The 15,992-nt window shown below is 70.8% G+C and carries 16 protein-coding genes; 8 read left to right on the top strand and 8 right to left on the bottom strand.

Going from position 1 to position 15,992, the window contains the following annotated elements:
* Positions 1-2: 2 nt before the first annotated feature.
* Together ABZ880_RS50740 and ABZ880_RS50735 are read right to left on the bottom strand one after the other, a co-directional pair.
* Positions 3-1,007, bottom strand: a complete 1,005-nt coding sequence (locus tag ABZ880_RS50740; RefSeq protein WP_361277961.1) for a thiamine pyrophosphate-dependent dehydrogenase E1 component subunit alpha — start codon at positions 1,005-1,007, stop codon at positions 3-5.
* Between the two features lie 97 nt (positions 1,008-1,104).
* Positions 1,105-1,560: a VOC family protein gene (locus ABZ880_RS50735; protein WP_361277959.1), complete on the bottom strand. Its 456-nt coding sequence runs from the start codon at positions 1,558-1,560 to the stop codon at positions 1,105-1,107.
* A gap of 155 nt (positions 1,561-1,715) precedes the next feature.
* Between ABZ880_RS50735 and ABZ880_RS50730 the strand changes: the two genes are divergently transcribed.
* The 4 genes from ABZ880_RS50730 (at position 1,716) to ABZ880_RS50715 (ending at position 5,979) form a co-directional block, all read left to right on the top strand.
* The gene (locus tag ABZ880_RS50730; RefSeq protein ID WP_361277957.1) at positions 1,716-2,999 is read left to right on the top strand and encodes an aromatic ring-hydroxylating dioxygenase subunit alpha; all 1,284 of its coding nucleotides are present in this window, start codon (positions 1,716-1,718) and stop codon (positions 2,997-2,999) included.
* A 29-nt stretch (positions 3,000-3,028) separates the two neighbouring features.
* On the top strand, positions 3,029-3,820 hold the full coding sequence (locus ABZ880_RS50725) for an SDR family oxidoreductase (protein ID WP_361277955.1): 792 nt from the start codon (positions 3,029-3,031) through the stop codon (positions 3,818-3,820).
* A gap of 35 nt (positions 3,821-3,855) precedes the next feature.
* Entirely contained in the window at positions 3,856-5,592 is a 1,737-nt protein-coding gene (locus tag ABZ880_RS50720; RefSeq protein WP_361277953.1) for a PEP-utilizing enzyme, read from the top strand.
* A gap of 72 nt (positions 5,593-5,664) precedes the next feature.
* A complete protein-coding gene (locus tag ABZ880_RS50715; protein WP_361277951.1) occupies positions 5,665-5,979 on the top strand; it encodes a putative quinol monooxygenase in 315 nt (104 codons plus the stop codon).
* 52 nt (positions 5,980-6,031) lie between these two features.
* Here ABZ880_RS50715 and ABZ880_RS50710 read toward each other — a convergent pair whose 3' ends face one another.
* Genes ABZ880_RS50710 through ABZ880_RS50695 form a run of 4 tightly spaced genes read right to left on the bottom strand, consistent with a single transcriptional unit; the run spans position 6,032 to position 9,004 of the window.
* On the bottom strand, positions 6,032-7,057 hold the full coding sequence (locus ABZ880_RS50710; RefSeq protein WP_361277949.1) for an NADP-dependent oxidoreductase: 1,026 nt from the start codon (positions 7,055-7,057) through the stop codon (positions 6,032-6,034).
* A 4-nt stretch (positions 7,058-7,061) separates the two neighbouring features.
* A complete protein-coding gene (locus ABZ880_RS50705; RefSeq protein ID WP_361277947.1) occupies positions 7,062-7,277 on the bottom strand; it encodes a transposase in 216 nt (71 codons plus the stop codon).
* Between the two features lie 6 nt (positions 7,278-7,283).
* The gene (locus tag ABZ880_RS50700) at positions 7,284-7,610 is read right to left on the bottom strand and encodes a 2Fe-2S iron-sulfur cluster-binding protein (RefSeq protein ID WP_361277945.1); all 327 of its coding nucleotides are present in this window, start codon (positions 7,608-7,610) and stop codon (positions 7,284-7,286) included.
* Positions 7,595-9,004 (bottom strand): aromatic ring-hydroxylating dioxygenase subunit alpha, encoded by a 1,410-nt coding sequence (locus tag ABZ880_RS50695; protein WP_361277943.1) that lies wholly within the window; start codon positions 9,002-9,004, stop codon positions 7,595-7,597. Before ABZ880_RS50695 ends, ABZ880_RS50700 begins: the two co-directional genes overlap by 16 nt.
* Positions 9,005-9,388: 384 nt before the next feature.
* On the opposite strand from ABZ880_RS50695, the gene ABZ880_RS50690 reads away from it, so the two are divergent.
* The 4 genes from ABZ880_RS50690 (at position 9,389) to ABZ880_RS50675 (ending at position 14,354) form a co-directional block, all read left to right on the top strand.
* Positions 9,389-10,531, top strand: a complete 1,143-nt coding sequence (locus ABZ880_RS50690; RefSeq protein WP_361277941.1) for a substrate-binding domain-containing protein — start codon at positions 9,389-9,391, stop codon at positions 10,529-10,531.
* A 67-nt stretch (positions 10,532-10,598) separates the two neighbouring features.
* Positions 10,599-12,176 (top strand): sugar ABC transporter ATP-binding protein, encoded by a 1,578-nt coding sequence (locus tag ABZ880_RS50685; protein ID WP_361277939.1) that lies wholly within the window; start codon positions 10,599-10,601, stop codon positions 12,174-12,176.
* Between the two features lies 1 nt (position 12,177).
* Positions 12,178-13,314: an ABC transporter permease gene (locus tag ABZ880_RS50680; RefSeq protein WP_361277937.1), complete on the top strand. Its 1,137-nt coding sequence runs from the start codon at positions 12,178-12,180 to the stop codon at positions 13,312-13,314.
* Positions 13,311-14,354: an NAD(P)-dependent alcohol dehydrogenase gene (locus ABZ880_RS50675; RefSeq protein WP_361277935.1), complete on the top strand. Its 1,044-nt coding sequence runs from the start codon at positions 13,311-13,313 to the stop codon at positions 14,352-14,354. The genes ABZ880_RS50680 and ABZ880_RS50675 overlap by 4 nt, the downstream gene beginning before the upstream one ends.
* Before the next feature lie 35 nt (positions 14,355-14,389).
* On the opposite strand, the gene ABZ880_RS50670 is transcribed toward ABZ880_RS50675, so the two are convergent.
* A complete protein-coding gene (locus tag ABZ880_RS50670; RefSeq protein ID WP_361277933.1) occupies positions 14,390-15,187 on the bottom strand; it encodes a ThuA domain-containing protein in 798 nt (265 codons plus the stop codon).
* A 3-nt stretch (positions 15,188-15,190) separates the two neighbouring features.
* Positions 15,191-15,955, bottom strand: a complete 765-nt coding sequence (locus ABZ880_RS50665; protein WP_361277931.1) for an SDR family oxidoreductase — start codon at positions 15,953-15,955, stop codon at positions 15,191-15,193.
* Between the last annotated feature and the right edge of the window lie 37 nt (positions 15,956-15,992).

Below are 15,992 nucleotides of genomic sequence, written 5' to 3'. Positions count from 1 at the left end.
GGTCATCCCGAGTAGACGTTCAGCAGCAGGTCGGCGGGGTCGGGCAGCGGGCTCGCCTCGGCGTATGCGATGGCTTCGGCGATCTCGTCGCGCGTGCGCTGCCATACGTCGTCGAGTTCCGTGCGGGTGGCGGTGCCGTCGGCGATCGCGCGGGTCTCGATCAGGTCGATGGGGTCGCGGGCCTTCCACGCGGCGACTTCCTCGTCCGAGCGGTAGGGGTGGCGCAGGCCCTTGACGCCCTGGTGGTCGAAGTAGCGGTAGGTCTTGGCTTCGATCATCATGGGGCCCGCTCCGGATCTGGCGCGTGCGACGGCGTCGGTGGCGGCGCGGTGGACGGCGATCGCGTCCATGCCGTCGACGATCACGCTGGGCATGCCGTAGGCGGCGGCCCGGTCGGCGACGTCGGTGAGCAGCATGTGGGCGGATTGCGGGGTGAACTCGGCGTAGCCGTTGTTCTCGCAGACGAAGACCACGGGCAGGCCGAGGATGGCGGCCATGTTGGCGCCCTCGTGGAAGGCGCCGATGTTGGTGGATCCGTCGCCGAAGAAGGTCACGGCGACGCTGTCCTGGCCCTTGTAGCGGGCGGCGAAGGCGGCGCCCACGGCGATCGGGACGCCGGCGCCGACGATGCCGTTGGCGCCGAGCATGCCGCGGGTGAGGTCGTTGATGTGCATGCTGCCGCCGCGGCCGAGGCAGGCGCCGGTGATCCGGCCGTAGAGTTCGGCGTACATCGCGCGGAAGCCGACGCCCTTGGCCACGGCGTGTCCGTGGCCGCGGTGGGTGGAGGTGATCTGGTCGTCGTCGCGCAGGGCCGTCATCACGCCGGCGGCGACGGCTTCCTGGCCGACGTACAGGTGCAGGAAGCCGGGCAGCTTGCCGGCCTCCATGAGTTTTCCCGCCTCGGTCTCGAACAGCCGGATGCGCACCATGCGTTCGTGCAGATCCCTGATGACCGCGGTACTGACCTGCGGGGATTTCTTCGACGCCGTTGACGCTCGTTGAGCCATCGTCCGCCCCTTCGCCCGAGGGAGGTTGCCAAGCAATCAGAGTTACTTGTGTCGGTCTACAGTAACCGGCATTCAGGCACCTTACTGAACAGCGTCTCTAATTACTACGCCTCGGACCCGGCTCGTCGCTCCGCTCGTCCACCAACTCCACGACGTTGCCCTCCGGATCCGCCCAGAAGCTGATCCGCCGAGCGCCCGCGCGGACGACGACCGGGTCCGACAGGGGCCGGGCGCCCGCGCCCCGCAGCGCCGCAACGACCGGGTCCATGTCATCGACATGGAAGGTGAGATACGACAGTCCCGGCCGCCCGGCGGACCAGGGCGCCACGCCCGCCGACACCGGCGCCGACCGGGACAGGATCAACTTGACGCACCCTCCGGAGGGCACCCGCAGCCAGGCGACCGTCAGCTCGCCGCCCAGCCCCGCCGGACCTCCGACGGACGCCGGCACGCGCGAGCGGCGCTCGGCGCGGCAGCCGATCACGTCGCGGTAGAAGCGCTCCATCAGCCCGAGGTCGCGCACCACCACACCCACCTCGAACGGTCGCGTCATGACCATCACCCCCACCCCCATGGCACACCGAGCGCCAACTTCCACACTTTCTATTGACAGACCACACTAAGTCCTGTTGCAGTTTCGGACACAGCCCAGCTGTCGCGTTCCGAAGCCGGTCACCGGCTCGCGGCTGGGAGGATTGTGAGGACATCGTGGTCCAGACCAGTTCACCGGAGATTCGGGAAACAGCGACCGAGCGCAGGTCACCGGCCTCCGCCCCCTCCACCCCCGAATACTCGTCGTGGATCAGCCAGGACCGGTCCACCGACGCCGCGTCCGTGACGATGCGGCGGGAGGCGGCCGAACTCGTCGAACGGGTGATGGCGCATTATCGCGCCAACACGACGCACGAGGCGGACGGCCAGTGGGCGGAACCCGTGGCCAACTACCTCGACGCCGACCGCTGGCAGCGCGAGACGGACGCCGTCCACCGCAGCGTCCCGCTGCCGCTCGCGATGTCGTGCGAGCTGCCCGGGCCGAACACCTACAAGGCGATCGACGTGCTCGGCGTTCCGGTGCTGATCACACGCGACCGGCAGGGTGCCGTGCACGCGATGATCAACGCCTGCCGGCACCGGGGCGCCCGGCTCCTCGAAGCCGGCTGCGGCGTGTCCAAGCGGCTCACCTGCCCCTACCACTCCTGGTCGTACGACCTGGCCGGGGAGTTGCGGGGCGTGTACGCGGAGAAGACCTTCGGCGAGGTTCCGCGTGAGGGACGAGGCCTGGTGCGGCTCCCGGCCGGGGAGCGCGCGGGGATCGTCTTCGTGTCGCTGGACCCGGCGGCCGAGCCCGACCTGGACGACTGGCTGGGCGATCTGCAGCCGCTGCTGGAAGGCCTTCGCCTGGCGGAGTGCCACCACTACGCCACCAGCGAGCTGACCAGCCCCAACTGGAAGGTCACCCTCGACGGGTATCTGGAGACGTACCACTTCGCCTCACTCCATCCGAAGACGGTCTTCGAGACGAACCTCTCGAACATGATGGCCCACGACACCTGGGGCCCCCACCAGCGCATCGCACCCGCGCTGCGCCCCATCGCGCAGGCGAGCGAGCTGCCGCCGGACCAGCGTGACCCCGGAGACTGTGTCGGGCCCATCTACTGGCTCTTCCCGGGACTCGCGATCGCCGGCGGCTGGCGCCAGAAGATCGCCGTGTCCCTGGTGCTCCCCCGGACGGCGACCGAATCGGTGACCCAGCAGATCATCCTGCTGCGGGAGCCGGCGGTCACCGAGGAGGAACGCCAGGCCGCCGACCGGTTCGGCGCCTGGTTTCACGAGGTGGTCCGCGACGAGGACTACGCGACGACGTACGGAGTCCAGCAGGGGCTGAAGGCCCTCGCCGCAGCGGGAACCGACTTCGTCTTCGGGCGCAACGAGCCCGGCCTCCAGCACTTCCACCGCACCGTTCACCAGCACCTGGACGAAGCCGCCAGGTGACCGACCCACAACAAGCGCAGGAGAACTCCATGGTGGCTACGGGCAGCCTCGACGGACGTGTCGCGGTGATCACGGGCAGCACGCGAAGCATCGGCCGCGCCATCGCCGAGGCCTTCCTGGCCGACGGCGCCACGGTCGTCATCAGCGGCCGCAGCGAGATCAAGGGCAAGCAGGCCCTGGAGGAGCTGGACGCCGGGGAGCGGGCCGTCTTCCACCCCTGTGACGCAAGCAGCCAGGAGGACATCGAGTCCCTCGCCGACTTCGCCGCCGAGCGGTTCGGGCGGCTTGACATCTGGGTCAACAACGCGGGCGGCACCCAGGGCTTCGCCCCCGTGCACGAGCTCAGCGACGAGGCCTGGAACCACGCCCTGGCCTTCAACCTCAACGCCTACTTCTACGGCACCCGCCGGGCCCTGCCGAAGATGCTCGCGGGCGGCTGGGGCCGGATCATCAACATCTCCTCGGTGGAGGGCAAGCAGGCCAACAAGCCGGCCATCAGCCACTACATCACCAACAAGCACGCCATCCACGGACTGACCAAGGCGACCGCCTTCGAGTACGGCACCCAGGGCGTCACCTGCAACGCCATCTGTCCCGGCGCCGTCGACACCGACCTCATGCGTGCCGCCGGGCCGGCCGCCGCCGAGGCCGAGGGCATCAGTTACGAGGAATGGCTCAGCCGCTTCGCCGAGCACGCCGCGACGAAGAAGATCACCACGGTGGGGCAGATCGCGGCCGTCGCCTCGTTGCTCGCGAGCGAGGCCGGGGCGGGCATCACCGGCGCGCTGATCAGCGTCGACGGCGGAACGGCGCAGTGGTAGGCGCGGGCACGGACAGCGAGCGGGAGACCTCGGTCATGAAGAGCTGGATCACGGACTGGCAGCGCAGTGAGCGGCTGCCGCACTACACCCGGGCCAACGCGGGCGAGACCCTGCCGGACCCCGCCAGCCCGCTGGGCTGGACCCTGGTCTGGGGGCGCGGTCTGCAGGGCTGGCGGCGCGGCTTCGTCGGGTTCGGCATCTACCGCGACGAGGAGGTGGCCGGTCCCCGGCCGCCGTTCGTCGGCATGTTCGGCGGCCACTTCTACCTCAACCTGTCCCACATGCGGCTGTTCGGCATCCGGATGGGCCAGACGGCGGACCAGATCGACGCGGCCTTCGTCGGTCAGCGCTCCGACACACCGGTGTACGTGGCGCACCCGGACGACCAGGACGAGGAGCTGACCGGCAAGGCGGGCGCGACCCTTCAGCGGATGCTCGGCCAGGCCGGCTTCCCCGAGGCCGACGCCGACCGGGACCGGCTGCGCGCCCTGCGCCGCGCACGCCCCGACCTGACGCTGCTGTCCGACGCCGAACTCGTCGCCCACGCACGGTCGTTGCTGGACGAGGTGGAGACGACCTTCCAGCGCCACGTCGAGTCGTCACTGCCCGCCTCGGTCGGACCGGCGATCCTCGGCCCGCTGTGCGCGAGCGTGGACCGCCCCGGCGCCCTGCTGGATCTGATCGGCGCTCTCGGCGACGTCGACTCCGCCTCCCCCTCGACCGGACTGTGGACGCTGTCCCGCCAGGTGGCGGCCTCGGCCGAACTGAGCACCCTGTTCGACCGGGGTCCGGCCGCGGTGGAGCGGGCGCTCGAGACCGCGACCGGGGATGTGAAGGCGTTCCGTGACTCCTTCGAGGAGTTCCTGGCGGAGTCCGGCGACCGCGGCCCCAACGAGTGGGACATCCACGCGCTGTCCTGGGAGGCGGCGCCTGTGCAGGCGCTGACCCTGGTCGACCGGATCCGGCACAGTCCCGACGACGCCTCCCCCGCCGCCCGCCACACGCGGCTGACGGAGGGGCGCGAGCGGACGGCGCGGGAGATCCGGGCCGCGCTGCCCGAGGAGACGCAGCCCCTGTTCGACGCCGGCATGCACGCCTCCCAGGTGTGGATCCCGGCCCGCGAGCGCACCAAGGCCAACTGCGTCACGGTCGTCAACGAGATCCGCATGGCCGTACGGGAACTCGGTCGCCGCGGCGTCGGGGCGGGGCTGTTCGCCCGGCCCGAGGACGTGATGATGCTGCTGGACACCGAACTGGACGACTATGTCGCCGCCCCCGCGTCCTTCGGCCCGGTGATCGCCCAGCGGCTGGAGGAGTACGCGGGTCTGTACGACCTGGAGCCGCCGTTCTTCGTCGCCGACGACGCGCAGACCGAGGTCGGCACCTGGCCGCGGCGCGCCGAGGAACGGACCCCGGCGGCCGTCGAGGGCGATGTCCTCGGCGGCGTGGGAGGCAGCCACGGCACGTACACCGGCCGGGTACGAGTGGTCACCGACCCGGCCTCGTGCGAGGCGCTGGAGCCCGGTGAGGTGCTGGTCGCGCCGATCACGGACGCGGCCTGGACCCCGCTGTTCCTGGTGGCCGGAGCGGCCGTCGTGGACGTGGGCGCACTCAACAGCCACGCCGTGGTGGTCTGCCGTGAGCTGGGCATCCCGGCCGTGATCTCCGTCGAGAACGGGACGCGGCGGCTGCGGGACGGCATGGTGATCACGGTGGACGGCGACAAGGGCACGGTCACCGTGGACAGCGTGCCGGCCGCACTCGGCCTCTGAGCAACGCGTGGGCCCGCCGCTCCCCCTGACGGGACGGCGGGCCCACGCCCATGACCACGAAGGGAACACGCCATGGCAGAGGAAGTCATCGTCGCCGGCTGGATGGACTACCAACCCGGCGACCGCGCCGCCATGTTGAAGGCCCTCGTCGAGCTGGGCCGGCGCACCCGTGAGGCGGAACCCGGCTGCCTGGACTACGCCATGACCGCCGATGCCGGTGACGAGCGGCGCATCCGGGTGTTCGAGCACTGGACCTCCCGGCAGGCCCTCGACGAGCACTTCGCCACCCCGCACATCAAGGACTTCCGCGCAGCCGTGGCGGGGCTGGTCCGGGTCGGGGTCTCCCTGACGGCCCACACGGTCGCCGCGTCACACCCCATGCGCTGAAACGAAACGGCGCCCCCTCGCCAGGGGAGCGCCGTTTCAGGTGTTCCATGCGTCAGTCGGCCAGCCGCACCAGCATCTTGCCGACATTGCCGCCGCCCAGCAGGGACAGCAGCGCCCCCGGTGCGTTCTCCAGGCCGTCCACGACCGTCTCGCGCGCAGTGATGCGGCCTTCGGCGAGCCAGCCCGCGACCCGGTGCTCGAACTCCGGCCGCAGGTCGTCGTGGTCGCGGACGATGAACCCGGACAGCGTCAGCCGCTTGAGGACCGCCTGGATCAAATGGTTGATGTCCACGGTCCGCCGCTCGCCGCCGAACTGCGACATCATGCCGCACAGGGCCACCCGGCCACCGGTCCGCAGCGCGTGCAGGGCCGCGGCGAGCTGTTCACCGCCGACGTTGTCGAAGTACACGTCGATGCCGTCGGGTGCCATCCGGGCCAGCGCGTCGCGCACCGGTTCGGCACGGTAGTCCGCGGCGTCGTCGTAGCCGAACTCCTCGACCAGCAGTGCGCACTTGCCGGGGCCGCCGGCGGTCCCGATGACGCGATCCGCGCCCAGCAGCCGCGCGAACTGGCCGGCTGCGGTGCCGACGGCGCCGGCCGCCGCCGAGACGAAGACGGTGTCGCCGGGGCGCAGCTCGGCGATCCGGGTCAGGCCCACGTACGCGGTGAATCCGGTCTGGCCGAGCAGCCCCAGCCAGGTGGGCAGCGGGGCGAGTCGCGGGTCGATACGCGCCGCCCCGTCGGTGTCCGCCCCGTTCACCACGACCCGCTCCCGCCAGCCCAGCTGGTGACGTACGAAGGCACCCGGCGGAACGGCCGGACAGCGGCTCTCCTCCACGACGCCGAGGGCCCTCCCGTCCAGCGGTGAGCCGGGGGTGAAGTTGTGCGTGTAGTGCTTCTCGGTGGTCTCCAGCCGTCCGCGCATGGACGGGTCGACGCTCATGTAGAGGTTGCGGACGAGGACCTGTCCCGCGCCGAGGGACGGCAGGGGGCGATCCTCGACGGCGAAGTCACCGGGGACCGGTTCCTTCGCGGGCCGGCGTCTGAGGCAGACCACCCGGGTGGTGCGCGGAGGCACGGCGTCACCCCTCCTGCGGGGGCGCCGTGCGCCGCTGGGCGAGCCGGCCGACCCACCCGGCCATCTGGAGGTCGGCGTGGCGCAGTTCGCCCGACTGCCACCGGGCCTGGAAGTCGAAGACACCCCGCGCCCCGGTCTTCGGGTCGCTCACCTCGACCAGTCCGTCCTCGGTGAGCCGGTACACATGCCCGGTCAGCGGGTGGATCACTTGCTTGGACATGGGGTCTCACTCCTGCACTCGGCGGCGCACGCCGCGCTTGGTCACGGTCACCGGGCCCTCGACCCGGAGCCGGCAGGCGAGCCGGGTCAGGCCGTCCACCGGTCTGCGCAGGGCCTCGATGCCCTCGCGTTCCAGCGGGCCCACGGGGGAACAGTTCTCGGCGCCCTCCTCCACCTGGACGAAGCAGGTGCGGCAGGTGCCCTTGCCGCCGCAGACGGTGGGCCAGCGGTAGCCGAGGCGCCGGGCGGCGGTGAACAGGTCCTCGCCGTCGAGTACGTCGAGTTCGGCGCCCAGAGGTCTGACCATCACCCGGTGGGTCACCTGTCCATCCACTGGTCGAGCGTCCGGTTGAAGTGGCGGATGCGGCTCTCCTGGTAGTTGGCGAGCGTGATGCCCGGCTTGCGCATCGCCTTCAGGCCCTGCTGGACGTAGGGCAGGTTCTCGCAGTCCTGGTCGAAGACGGGCCCCAGCACGCCCAGTTCGGGGATGTCGGCGAAGAGCATGTCCTCGGGCACCCAGCGGATCTTCGCCGGGGGCGGCATCTCGCCGGGCCGCTTCGGGGAGGACATGAAGATGATCTCGGCGGTGCAGGAGTCGGGGTCCAGGCCGTTGGGCCGGAACCGGTAGATGATGTTGGACTTGGCGCCGCCCCAGGGGTTGAAGTTCGGGAACAGCAAGTAGTTGATGGCGTCCAGCAGTTCGGTGTCCGGGGTCTGCGAGAAGTCCTGCGCCGAGGTGGCCGCCAGCTGCGCGCGCATCCGCTCCGCGAGGACCTGGCGGGCGGTGCCGCCGGGCGGGATCGCCGGCAGGTCGTCGCCCTCCTGCCTGACCAGGTCACGTCCCTGGGCGGCGGCGTAGAAGGCGCGCGAGTCGTAGAAGGTCTCCAGGACGTCCTCCTCCGTGACGGAGTCCGCCACGTGCGGGCTGGGCGCGCCCTGGATGTTGATCATCCGGTTCCAGTTCGGCTGGTCCGCCATCACGTCGTACTGCGAGTTGGCGTCGGCGAGCCACGGCAGCATCTGCGGGTGGGTCGCGATCACATGGAAGGACTCGATGAACGCGTCCTGGGCGACCTTCCAGTTGCAGGGCAGCACCTTGGCGATGTGCAGCGACTTGTAGCGGTTCTCCAGCGGCCAGATGTAGTAGTCGTCGAAGGTGCCGCGGTAGCTGTCGAAGGACTCCGCGTACGGGTCCATGTTGATGAAGACGAAGCCGCGCCAGGTGGCCACCTGGGCCTCGGGGAGGGCGAACTTCTCCGGGGTGACGTGCGGGAAGTCCCAGGCGCAGGGCGGGGTCTGCATCGTGCCGTCGAGGTTCCAGGCGAAGCCGTGGAAGGAGCAGCGGAACTCGCTCACATTGCCGCCGTTGGTGCGCAGTTTGCGTCCGCGGTGCAGGCACACGTTGACGAAGGCGCGGATCTCGTCCGGGGCCGTACGCACGACGATGAGCGAGTCGTTGCCGATCTCGTAGACCTCGTGGTCGCCGACCTCGGGAATCTCGCTCTCCAGACAGGCGAACTGCCACACGCGCCGCCAGACCTGGCGCATCTCGCGTTCGGCCCACTCGCGGGAGGTGAAGCGGGCGGTGTCGATGTCCTCGCTGCCGAGGGGGTCGTTCCGCTCGAACCTCAGGGCGGGCGGGACCGGGCGGCTGTCCTGGTCGAGGTAGTCCTGGACGCTGGGCCCGGGGCACCGCGCGGTACCCAGCTCCGACGTTTCGTCCATCATCTCTCCTCCGGCAGAAACTTTAGAGCGAGTGTAGTTACGGGTTGCGGTGTGGAGCAATACTCCCGACCGCGGACGACGACGACATTCCCCGAGGTCAGCACGGAATGTGCCCGGGAGTGCAGAAATTTCTCGACGCTTCCCCTCCCCAAGGCCGCTCCGGCGTGTCACACTCCGACCCACTTGAGGCTGTAGTGCCTCATAAGTTTCTCCGATCCGGGACGGTCTTGGGCCAGCCCGGTGCCAGCGCCGCGGGGATCTCACCCAGGCGGCCCGCGCCGTACCCCACGCCGGCGATCGACGCACCCCTCATACCTGTCGCGTGCCGTTCCGCCCCGCGCCGCGGGTCGCGGCAGCCCAGGCGCCACACCACGGGAGTTCTCAACGATGAGTTCCAGACCCGGTCGCGCGGTCCGCCGCGCCCTCACCGCGATCGTCCCCGCCACCGCCCTGCTCACCCTGACCGCGTGCGGCAGCGGCACCACACCGGCCGCCGGCACCTCGCAGGCGGCGGCACCCGGCTCCCCCGGCCTGACGGCGGCCCGCACGGCTCTCAAAACCTACGCGCAGCGCCCGACCGCGATCTCCGTCACCCAGCCCGTCGGCAAGCCCATCCCCAAGGACAAGAAGATCGATTTCATCCTCTGCGGCGTCCAGTCCTGCAAGGACCTCGCCGACTTCTTCACCGAAGCCGCCGGGCAACTCGGCTGGAAGGTCAAGCAGGTCGCCACCCAGGGCACGCCGGAATCCGTCCAGGCGGCCTACGAGCAGGCCGTGCGCGACAGGCCCGACGCCGTGGTCGCCTCCGGTTTCCCGCGCGCCGTCTACAGCAAGCAGCTGGCACAGCTGAAAGCGGCCGGCATCCCCGTCATCCAGTCCAACGCCGACGACGTGGTGGGCGACGGCATCTCCCTGCTGAAGAACGGACCCAAGGACGTCGGCGTCCAGGGCCGGATGCTCGCCGCATGGGTGGTGTCCAACAGCGACGCCAAGGCGGACACCGTCTACTTCGATCTGCCGGCCTACACGATCCTCAAGCCCGTCAAGGACTCCTTCGCCGCCAACTACAAGCAGTGGTGCGCCGGTTGCGCACTGGACAACGTCGACGTGCCGATCACTGCCGTGGGCAAGGACATGCCGGACCGCGTCGTGTCCTATCTGCGCTCACACCCGAAGGTGACCCATGTCGTCTTCTCCCTGGGCCTGCTCAACGTGGGCGTGCCCGCCGCGCTGAAGACCGCCGGCATCACCGGCAAGCACATCGTCGTCAACGTCGGTGACGCGCAGAACTACCAGTACATCCAGAGCGGTCTCACCGACGGCGCGATGGCCCTCAACTCCCACGAGACCGCCTGGCTCCAGGTCGACGCGCTGGCTAGGCACTTCACCGGCCAGTCCATGGCCGTGGACCAGAAGGCCGCGCTGCCCAACATGCTCGTCACCAAGGACAACCTGCCCTCCACCGACGGCGACTTCCCGATCGTCGAGAGCTACCAGCAGCAGTTCAAGGCGCTGTGGGGCCTGAGTTGACCCGGCCGACCGCCGCCGGCCCGAGCCGGCGGCGGCACCCTTCCCGCCCGCGGACGGAGGACCGACCGTGACTGACACCTCGTCAAAAACCCAGCAGGACACGGACGGTGAAGCGCGGCGGAAGGACCGGCCGATCCTGCGGGTGGCCGCGCTGTCGAAGAGGTTCGGCGGCACCCAGGCACTGAGCGACGTGGACCTCGAGGTCGCACCCGGCGAGATCCACGCCCTGATCGGACCCAACGGCTCCGGCAAGTCCACCCTCATCAAGATCCTCGCCGGGTACCACCACGCGGAGCCGGGAGCAGTGGCCGAACTCGACGGCGAACCCTTCGACCTCGGCCACGCCACCACCTCCCGCCATGACCGGCTCCGCTTCGTCCACCAGGAACTGGGCCTGGTGGGCGAGTTGAGCGCCATCGACAACCTCGCCCTCAGTCACGGCTTCGCCCGCACCGCCCTGGGCAACATCGACTGGCCGCAGATGGCGAGGCGGACGACCGCCCTCGTCCAGCGGTTCGGCGTCGACATCGACATACACCGTCCCCTGGCGAAGGCGACCCCCGTCCAGCGCACGGTGGTGGCCATCGCCGCCGCACTCCAGGGCTGGGAGGGCGGCCGCGGTGTCCTGGTGCTCGACGAGCCCACCGCCGTGCTTCCGCCCGGCGAGGTGGCCCGTCTGTTCGACATCGTGCGGGAGATCCGCGACGGCGGCGCCGGCGTCCTGTACGTCTCCCACCGCATGGACGAGATCTTCGCGCTCGCCGACCGGGTCACCGTCATCCGCGGCGGACGCCGCATCGCCACCCGCCCGGTCGCCGAACTCACCCCACGCTCGCTGGCGGAACTGATGGCGGGCGAGGAGACGCACACCGCGCCCGACACGGACCACCGTCCGGCACCCTCCACCGCTTCCGCCCCTTCCGTACTGCAGATACGCGGCCTACGGGCCGGGCCACTGCGAGGAGTCGACCTCGACCTGGCACGCGGCGAGCGCCTGGGCATCACCGGGCTGGTCGGCTCCGGGCACGAGATCGTGCCGTACCTGGTGTGCGGGGCCCACACCGGACCGGTCAGCGGCCGGCTGCGGCTGCCGGAACGCTCCGAGCAGTGGACCGAGGCACGCGACGCCGACACCCTGGGCCTGCCCATGGTCCCGGCAGACCGGGCAGCCGAGGGAGTCATCGGCGACTTCTCGGTCGGTGAGAACCTCACCCTCCCACTCCTGCGGCGACTGCGCGCCAAGGTCGGGCGCTTGCACCGGCGTCGCGAGTCCGCCCTGGTCGAGGACTGGATCCGACGGGTCGGGGTGCGCACAGCCGGCCCCGGCGCCCGGATCACCACCCTGAGCGGCGGCAACCAGCAGAAGGTCGTCATGGCCCGCTGTCTGGCCCAGCACCCACCCGTCCTGGCGCTGTGCGAACCCACGGCCGGCGTGGACATCGCCACCCGCCTGCAGCTGTACGACCTGATAGAGCGGCAGGCCGCGGAGGGCATGGGCGTCATCGTCTGCTCCTCCGACACCCAGGACCTGCTCGCGCTGTGCACCCGCGTCCTGGTGGTACGGGACGGCCAGATCGCACGGGAGATCAGCGGCCGGGACATCACCGAACGCGCGCTCGTGCACGCGATGGAAGGAACCGAGTGACATGACATCGACCCCGACCCGGGCGGTGCAACGCCCGCCGTCCGCAGCGCAGAGGCCCGCGCCGTTCCTGCGGGGCACGCCGGTGCGACGAGCGGTGGCGGCCCTGTCGTTCCGGAACATCGGCGCCGTGTACGTATGGCTGGTCATCGTCGTGATCTTCTCCGTCTGGGCGCCGGACACGTTCCCGACCGCCATCACGGTCAAGCAGGTACTCAACGGCAACGCCGTGGCCGGCCTGGTGGCACTGAGCGTCGTACCGCCCCTGGCCGCACGCGTCTTCGACCTCTCGGTCGCCTACACCATGTCGCTCACCAGCGTGCTGACCGCCCGTTTCCTGGTCTCCGCCGGACTGGGTCCCGGGGTGGCGGTCGCCCTGGCGATGACCGCCGCGCTGCTGGTGGGAGTCGTCAACGGCATCGTGGTCGTGGTCCTGCGCGTCGACTCGTTCATCGCCACCCTGGCCACCGGCGCGCTGATCCAGTCACTGATCACCATGGTCACCGACGACAGCTCCATCACCGGCGTGCAGTTGCTCGCCAAACCGTTCGCGAGCATCGCCCAGCTCGACGCGGGCGGCATCACCCTGCCGGTGCTGTATCTGCTGCTCGCCGCGCTGACCATCTGGTTCCTGCTGGAACACACCGCCACCGGACGCCGGTTGTACGCGACCGGCTTCAACGCCGACGCGGCCCGGCTGCAGGGCGTGCGCACCGACCGGCTGCGCTTTCTGACCCTGGTGGCCTCCGCGCTGCTCTCCGGTTTCGCCGGCGTCGTCTTCGCGTCCTCGGTCGGTTCCGGATCGCCGACCGCGGGCACCCCGTACCTGCTGTCGGCCTACGCCGCCGCCTTCGTCGGGGCCACCCAGTTGCGTGCGGGCCGCTTCAACGCCTGGGGCACCGTACTCGCGGTGCTCCTGCTCGGGACCGGCATCACGGGACTGGGGCTCGCCACCAGCGCGCAGTGGGCCACAAGCCTGTTCACCGGCTCCGTCCTCATCGTGGCACTGGTCCTGACGGGTGGCCGGCTCACCCTGCCCGCCGTTCTGCGCCGCCGGAGGGGAAGCCACTCGCGTGTCGGCTCCGAGGCTGCCTCGGAGGACGACGCCTTGACCACCATCGACAAGGAGACCGCCAAATGAAGGCTGTGCAGTACCGGAAGGTCGGACAGGCCCCCGAGGTCGTCGAGGTTCCCGCGCCCCGACCGGGGCCGGGCCAGGTGCTGTTGAAGGTGACCGCGGCGGGGCTGTGCCACTCCGACCTCGCCGTCATGGGGTGGCCCGAGGAGCAGTTCCCCTATCCGCTGCCGATGACGCTCGGCCATGAGGGTGTCGGCACCGTCGCGGAGGTGGGCAGCGGAGTCAGCGCGGTGGCGGAGGGCGACGAGGTGGCGGTGTACGGCCCCTGGGGCTGCGGTCAGTGCCCCAAGTGCGCGGTGGGCAAGGAGAACTGCTGCCCGCACGCCGCCGGACTCGGCATCCTGCCGCCGGGACTCGGCTCCCCCGGCGCGCTCGCCGAGTACATGCTGGTGGACTCGCCCCGGCATCTGGTGCCGCTGAACGGACTGGACCCGGTGCGGGCCGCCCCGCTCACCGACGCGGGGCTGACGCCCTATCACGCGATCAGGAAGTCACTGCCCAAGCTGGTCCCGGGCAGCACGGCGGTGGTGATCGGAGTCGGCGGCCTGGGTCACCTGGCCGTGCAGTTGCTCCGCGCTCTGACACCGGCCACGGTGGTCGCCCTCGACGTGAGCAAGGAGAAGCTGGAGCTGGCCCACGCCGTGGGCGCGCACCAGACGCTGCTCTCCGACGGCGCGGCCGCCGCACGGGTGCGGGAGCTCACCGGCGGGATCGGAGCGGACGTGGTCCTGGACTTCGTGGGCGCCGAGGCGACGCTCGCCGTGGCCGCGGCCTCGGTGGCGGTGGAGGGCGATGTGACGGTCGTCGGCCTCGGCGGAGGCACCCTGGCGGTCGGCTTCGGCGGCGGGCTGCCGTTCGAGGTCTCCGCCTCGTTCCCCTACTGGGGCAGTCGCCGGGAGCTCATGGAGGTGGTCGAGCTGGCGCGACGGGGTCTGGTCTCCTCACACGTCGAGACCTTCACGCTCGACGAGGCGCCTGCTGCCTACCAGCGTCTGCACGCAGGTGACATCACGGGCCGCGCGGTGGTGCTGCCGCACGCGTGAGCCGCCCGCGTACAGGGCCGGCGCCCGAGCCCGACTCAGGCGCCGGCCCGCTGCTGTGCGCTCTTGCGGCCGGTCACCGTGCGCTCCACGCAACGCCGCAGCACCGTCAGGAACTCCGGTGTCTGCCAGGGGCCGCGGTCCACGCGCCCGGTGTCGTCCACGCCCAGGTCCTGCATGTCGTAGCGGCCCCTGCAGTGACCGAGGGTGAAGTAGCAGACCTCACCGAGACCGTGCCGCTTGAGGTACAGCACCGGTCGGGGCGCGCTGTCGAGGGCCGCCGTGCCGCCCTCGGCGAAGCCACGGCAGGGCCCTGTGTACTCGGCGTGCAGCAACACCTTCAACTCCCCGTGCAGCTCGCACACGTACAGCTCGTCGGTGACCGTGAAGGGGCCGATCCCGGCGACCAGCGGATGGCCGGGATCGGTCACGCGCACCTCGTACGGCTCGATCGGCGGGTGGGCCAGAAACTGGCTGCCGAGTACCTGAGGCAGTTCCCCCAAGAGCCGTGGAGTCGTGAACTCCCGCGCACCGCCGCACGCCGACGGCTCGATCACCGCGTTGGTGCCGTGCAGGGCGAGCCAGTGACCGCCCCGCTCGACGAACCGGGCCAGCGCGACCCGCTGCGCCGGGCGGGGCCGTACGTCACAGGTGTAGGTGATCAGCAGGTCGGCCCGGTCGAGGGCGTCCACGCAGTCGTAGTCCTGGTGGACGGTCGTGCGCACCCTCGGATGCTCACCGAGCAGTTCCAGCAGCCGCAGCCGCGCGTGGTCGAAGTCGTGCCACCGGCCGCCGCAGACGAGTACGGCATCCAGGCGGCCTGCCGGGCCCGCCACGGCTCAGTACTGGACGCGGGTGAGCAGCCCGCCGTCCACCACGAGGTTGACCCCGACGCAGAAGGAGCCGGTCCGCCCGAGCAGGAACGCCACCGCCGCGGCCACGTCCTGCGCGGTGCCGTAGCGGCCGATCGGAAGCTTGGCGAGCACTTCTTCGTAGACCTCCGGGCGGCTGGTGCGGATGGTCTCCCAGGCGCCGCCGGGGAAGTCGATCGGGCCGGGCGAGACGGTGTTGACGCGGATGCCCTTCGGTGCGAGGGCGTGCGCGAGGGCGGAGGCGTGCTGGACGACGGCCGCCTTGAGCGCGGAGTAGGAGTTCGCTCCGGCCGGGCGCGCGGTGTCGGAGGCGTTGGTGGTGCCGATGGCCACGACGGCGGCCCGGTCGGAGGCCTCCAGATGGGGCAGGGCGGCCTCGACGAGTCCCGCGAAGGGGATCAGGTCGCCGCGCAGGCTGGCTTCCCAGGACTCGGGGCCTTTCACATTGCCCGCCGACACGTTGGACACCAGCAGGTCCAGGCCGCCGAGTGCGCCGGCCGCCCGCTCCACGAAGCCGGCGAGGGCCTGCGGGTCGGTGACGTCGGCCGCTTCCTCGAACACCGTGGCGCCCTCGGCGCGCAGCTCGGCGGCGGCCTTGGCCAGCCCTTCTTCACCTCGGGCGCACAGCGCCAGCGCGCAGCCCTCCGCCGCCAGTGTCGCGGCGATCGCCCGGCCTATGCCCCGGCTCGCACCGGTCACCAGCGCCTTGGCGCCCGTAAGTCCCAGATCCATCGATGTCACTCCTTCGTGATTGCCGAAACGAGGCCCG

The organism is Streptomyces sp. NPDC047043 (genome assembly GCF_040644055.1).
Lineage (GTDB): Bacteria > Actinomycetota > Actinomycetes > Streptomycetales > Streptomycetaceae > Streptomyces.
The sequence above is the reverse complement of the archived record's forward strand: the minus strand, read 5'-3'. Positions and strand labels throughout refer to the sequence as shown.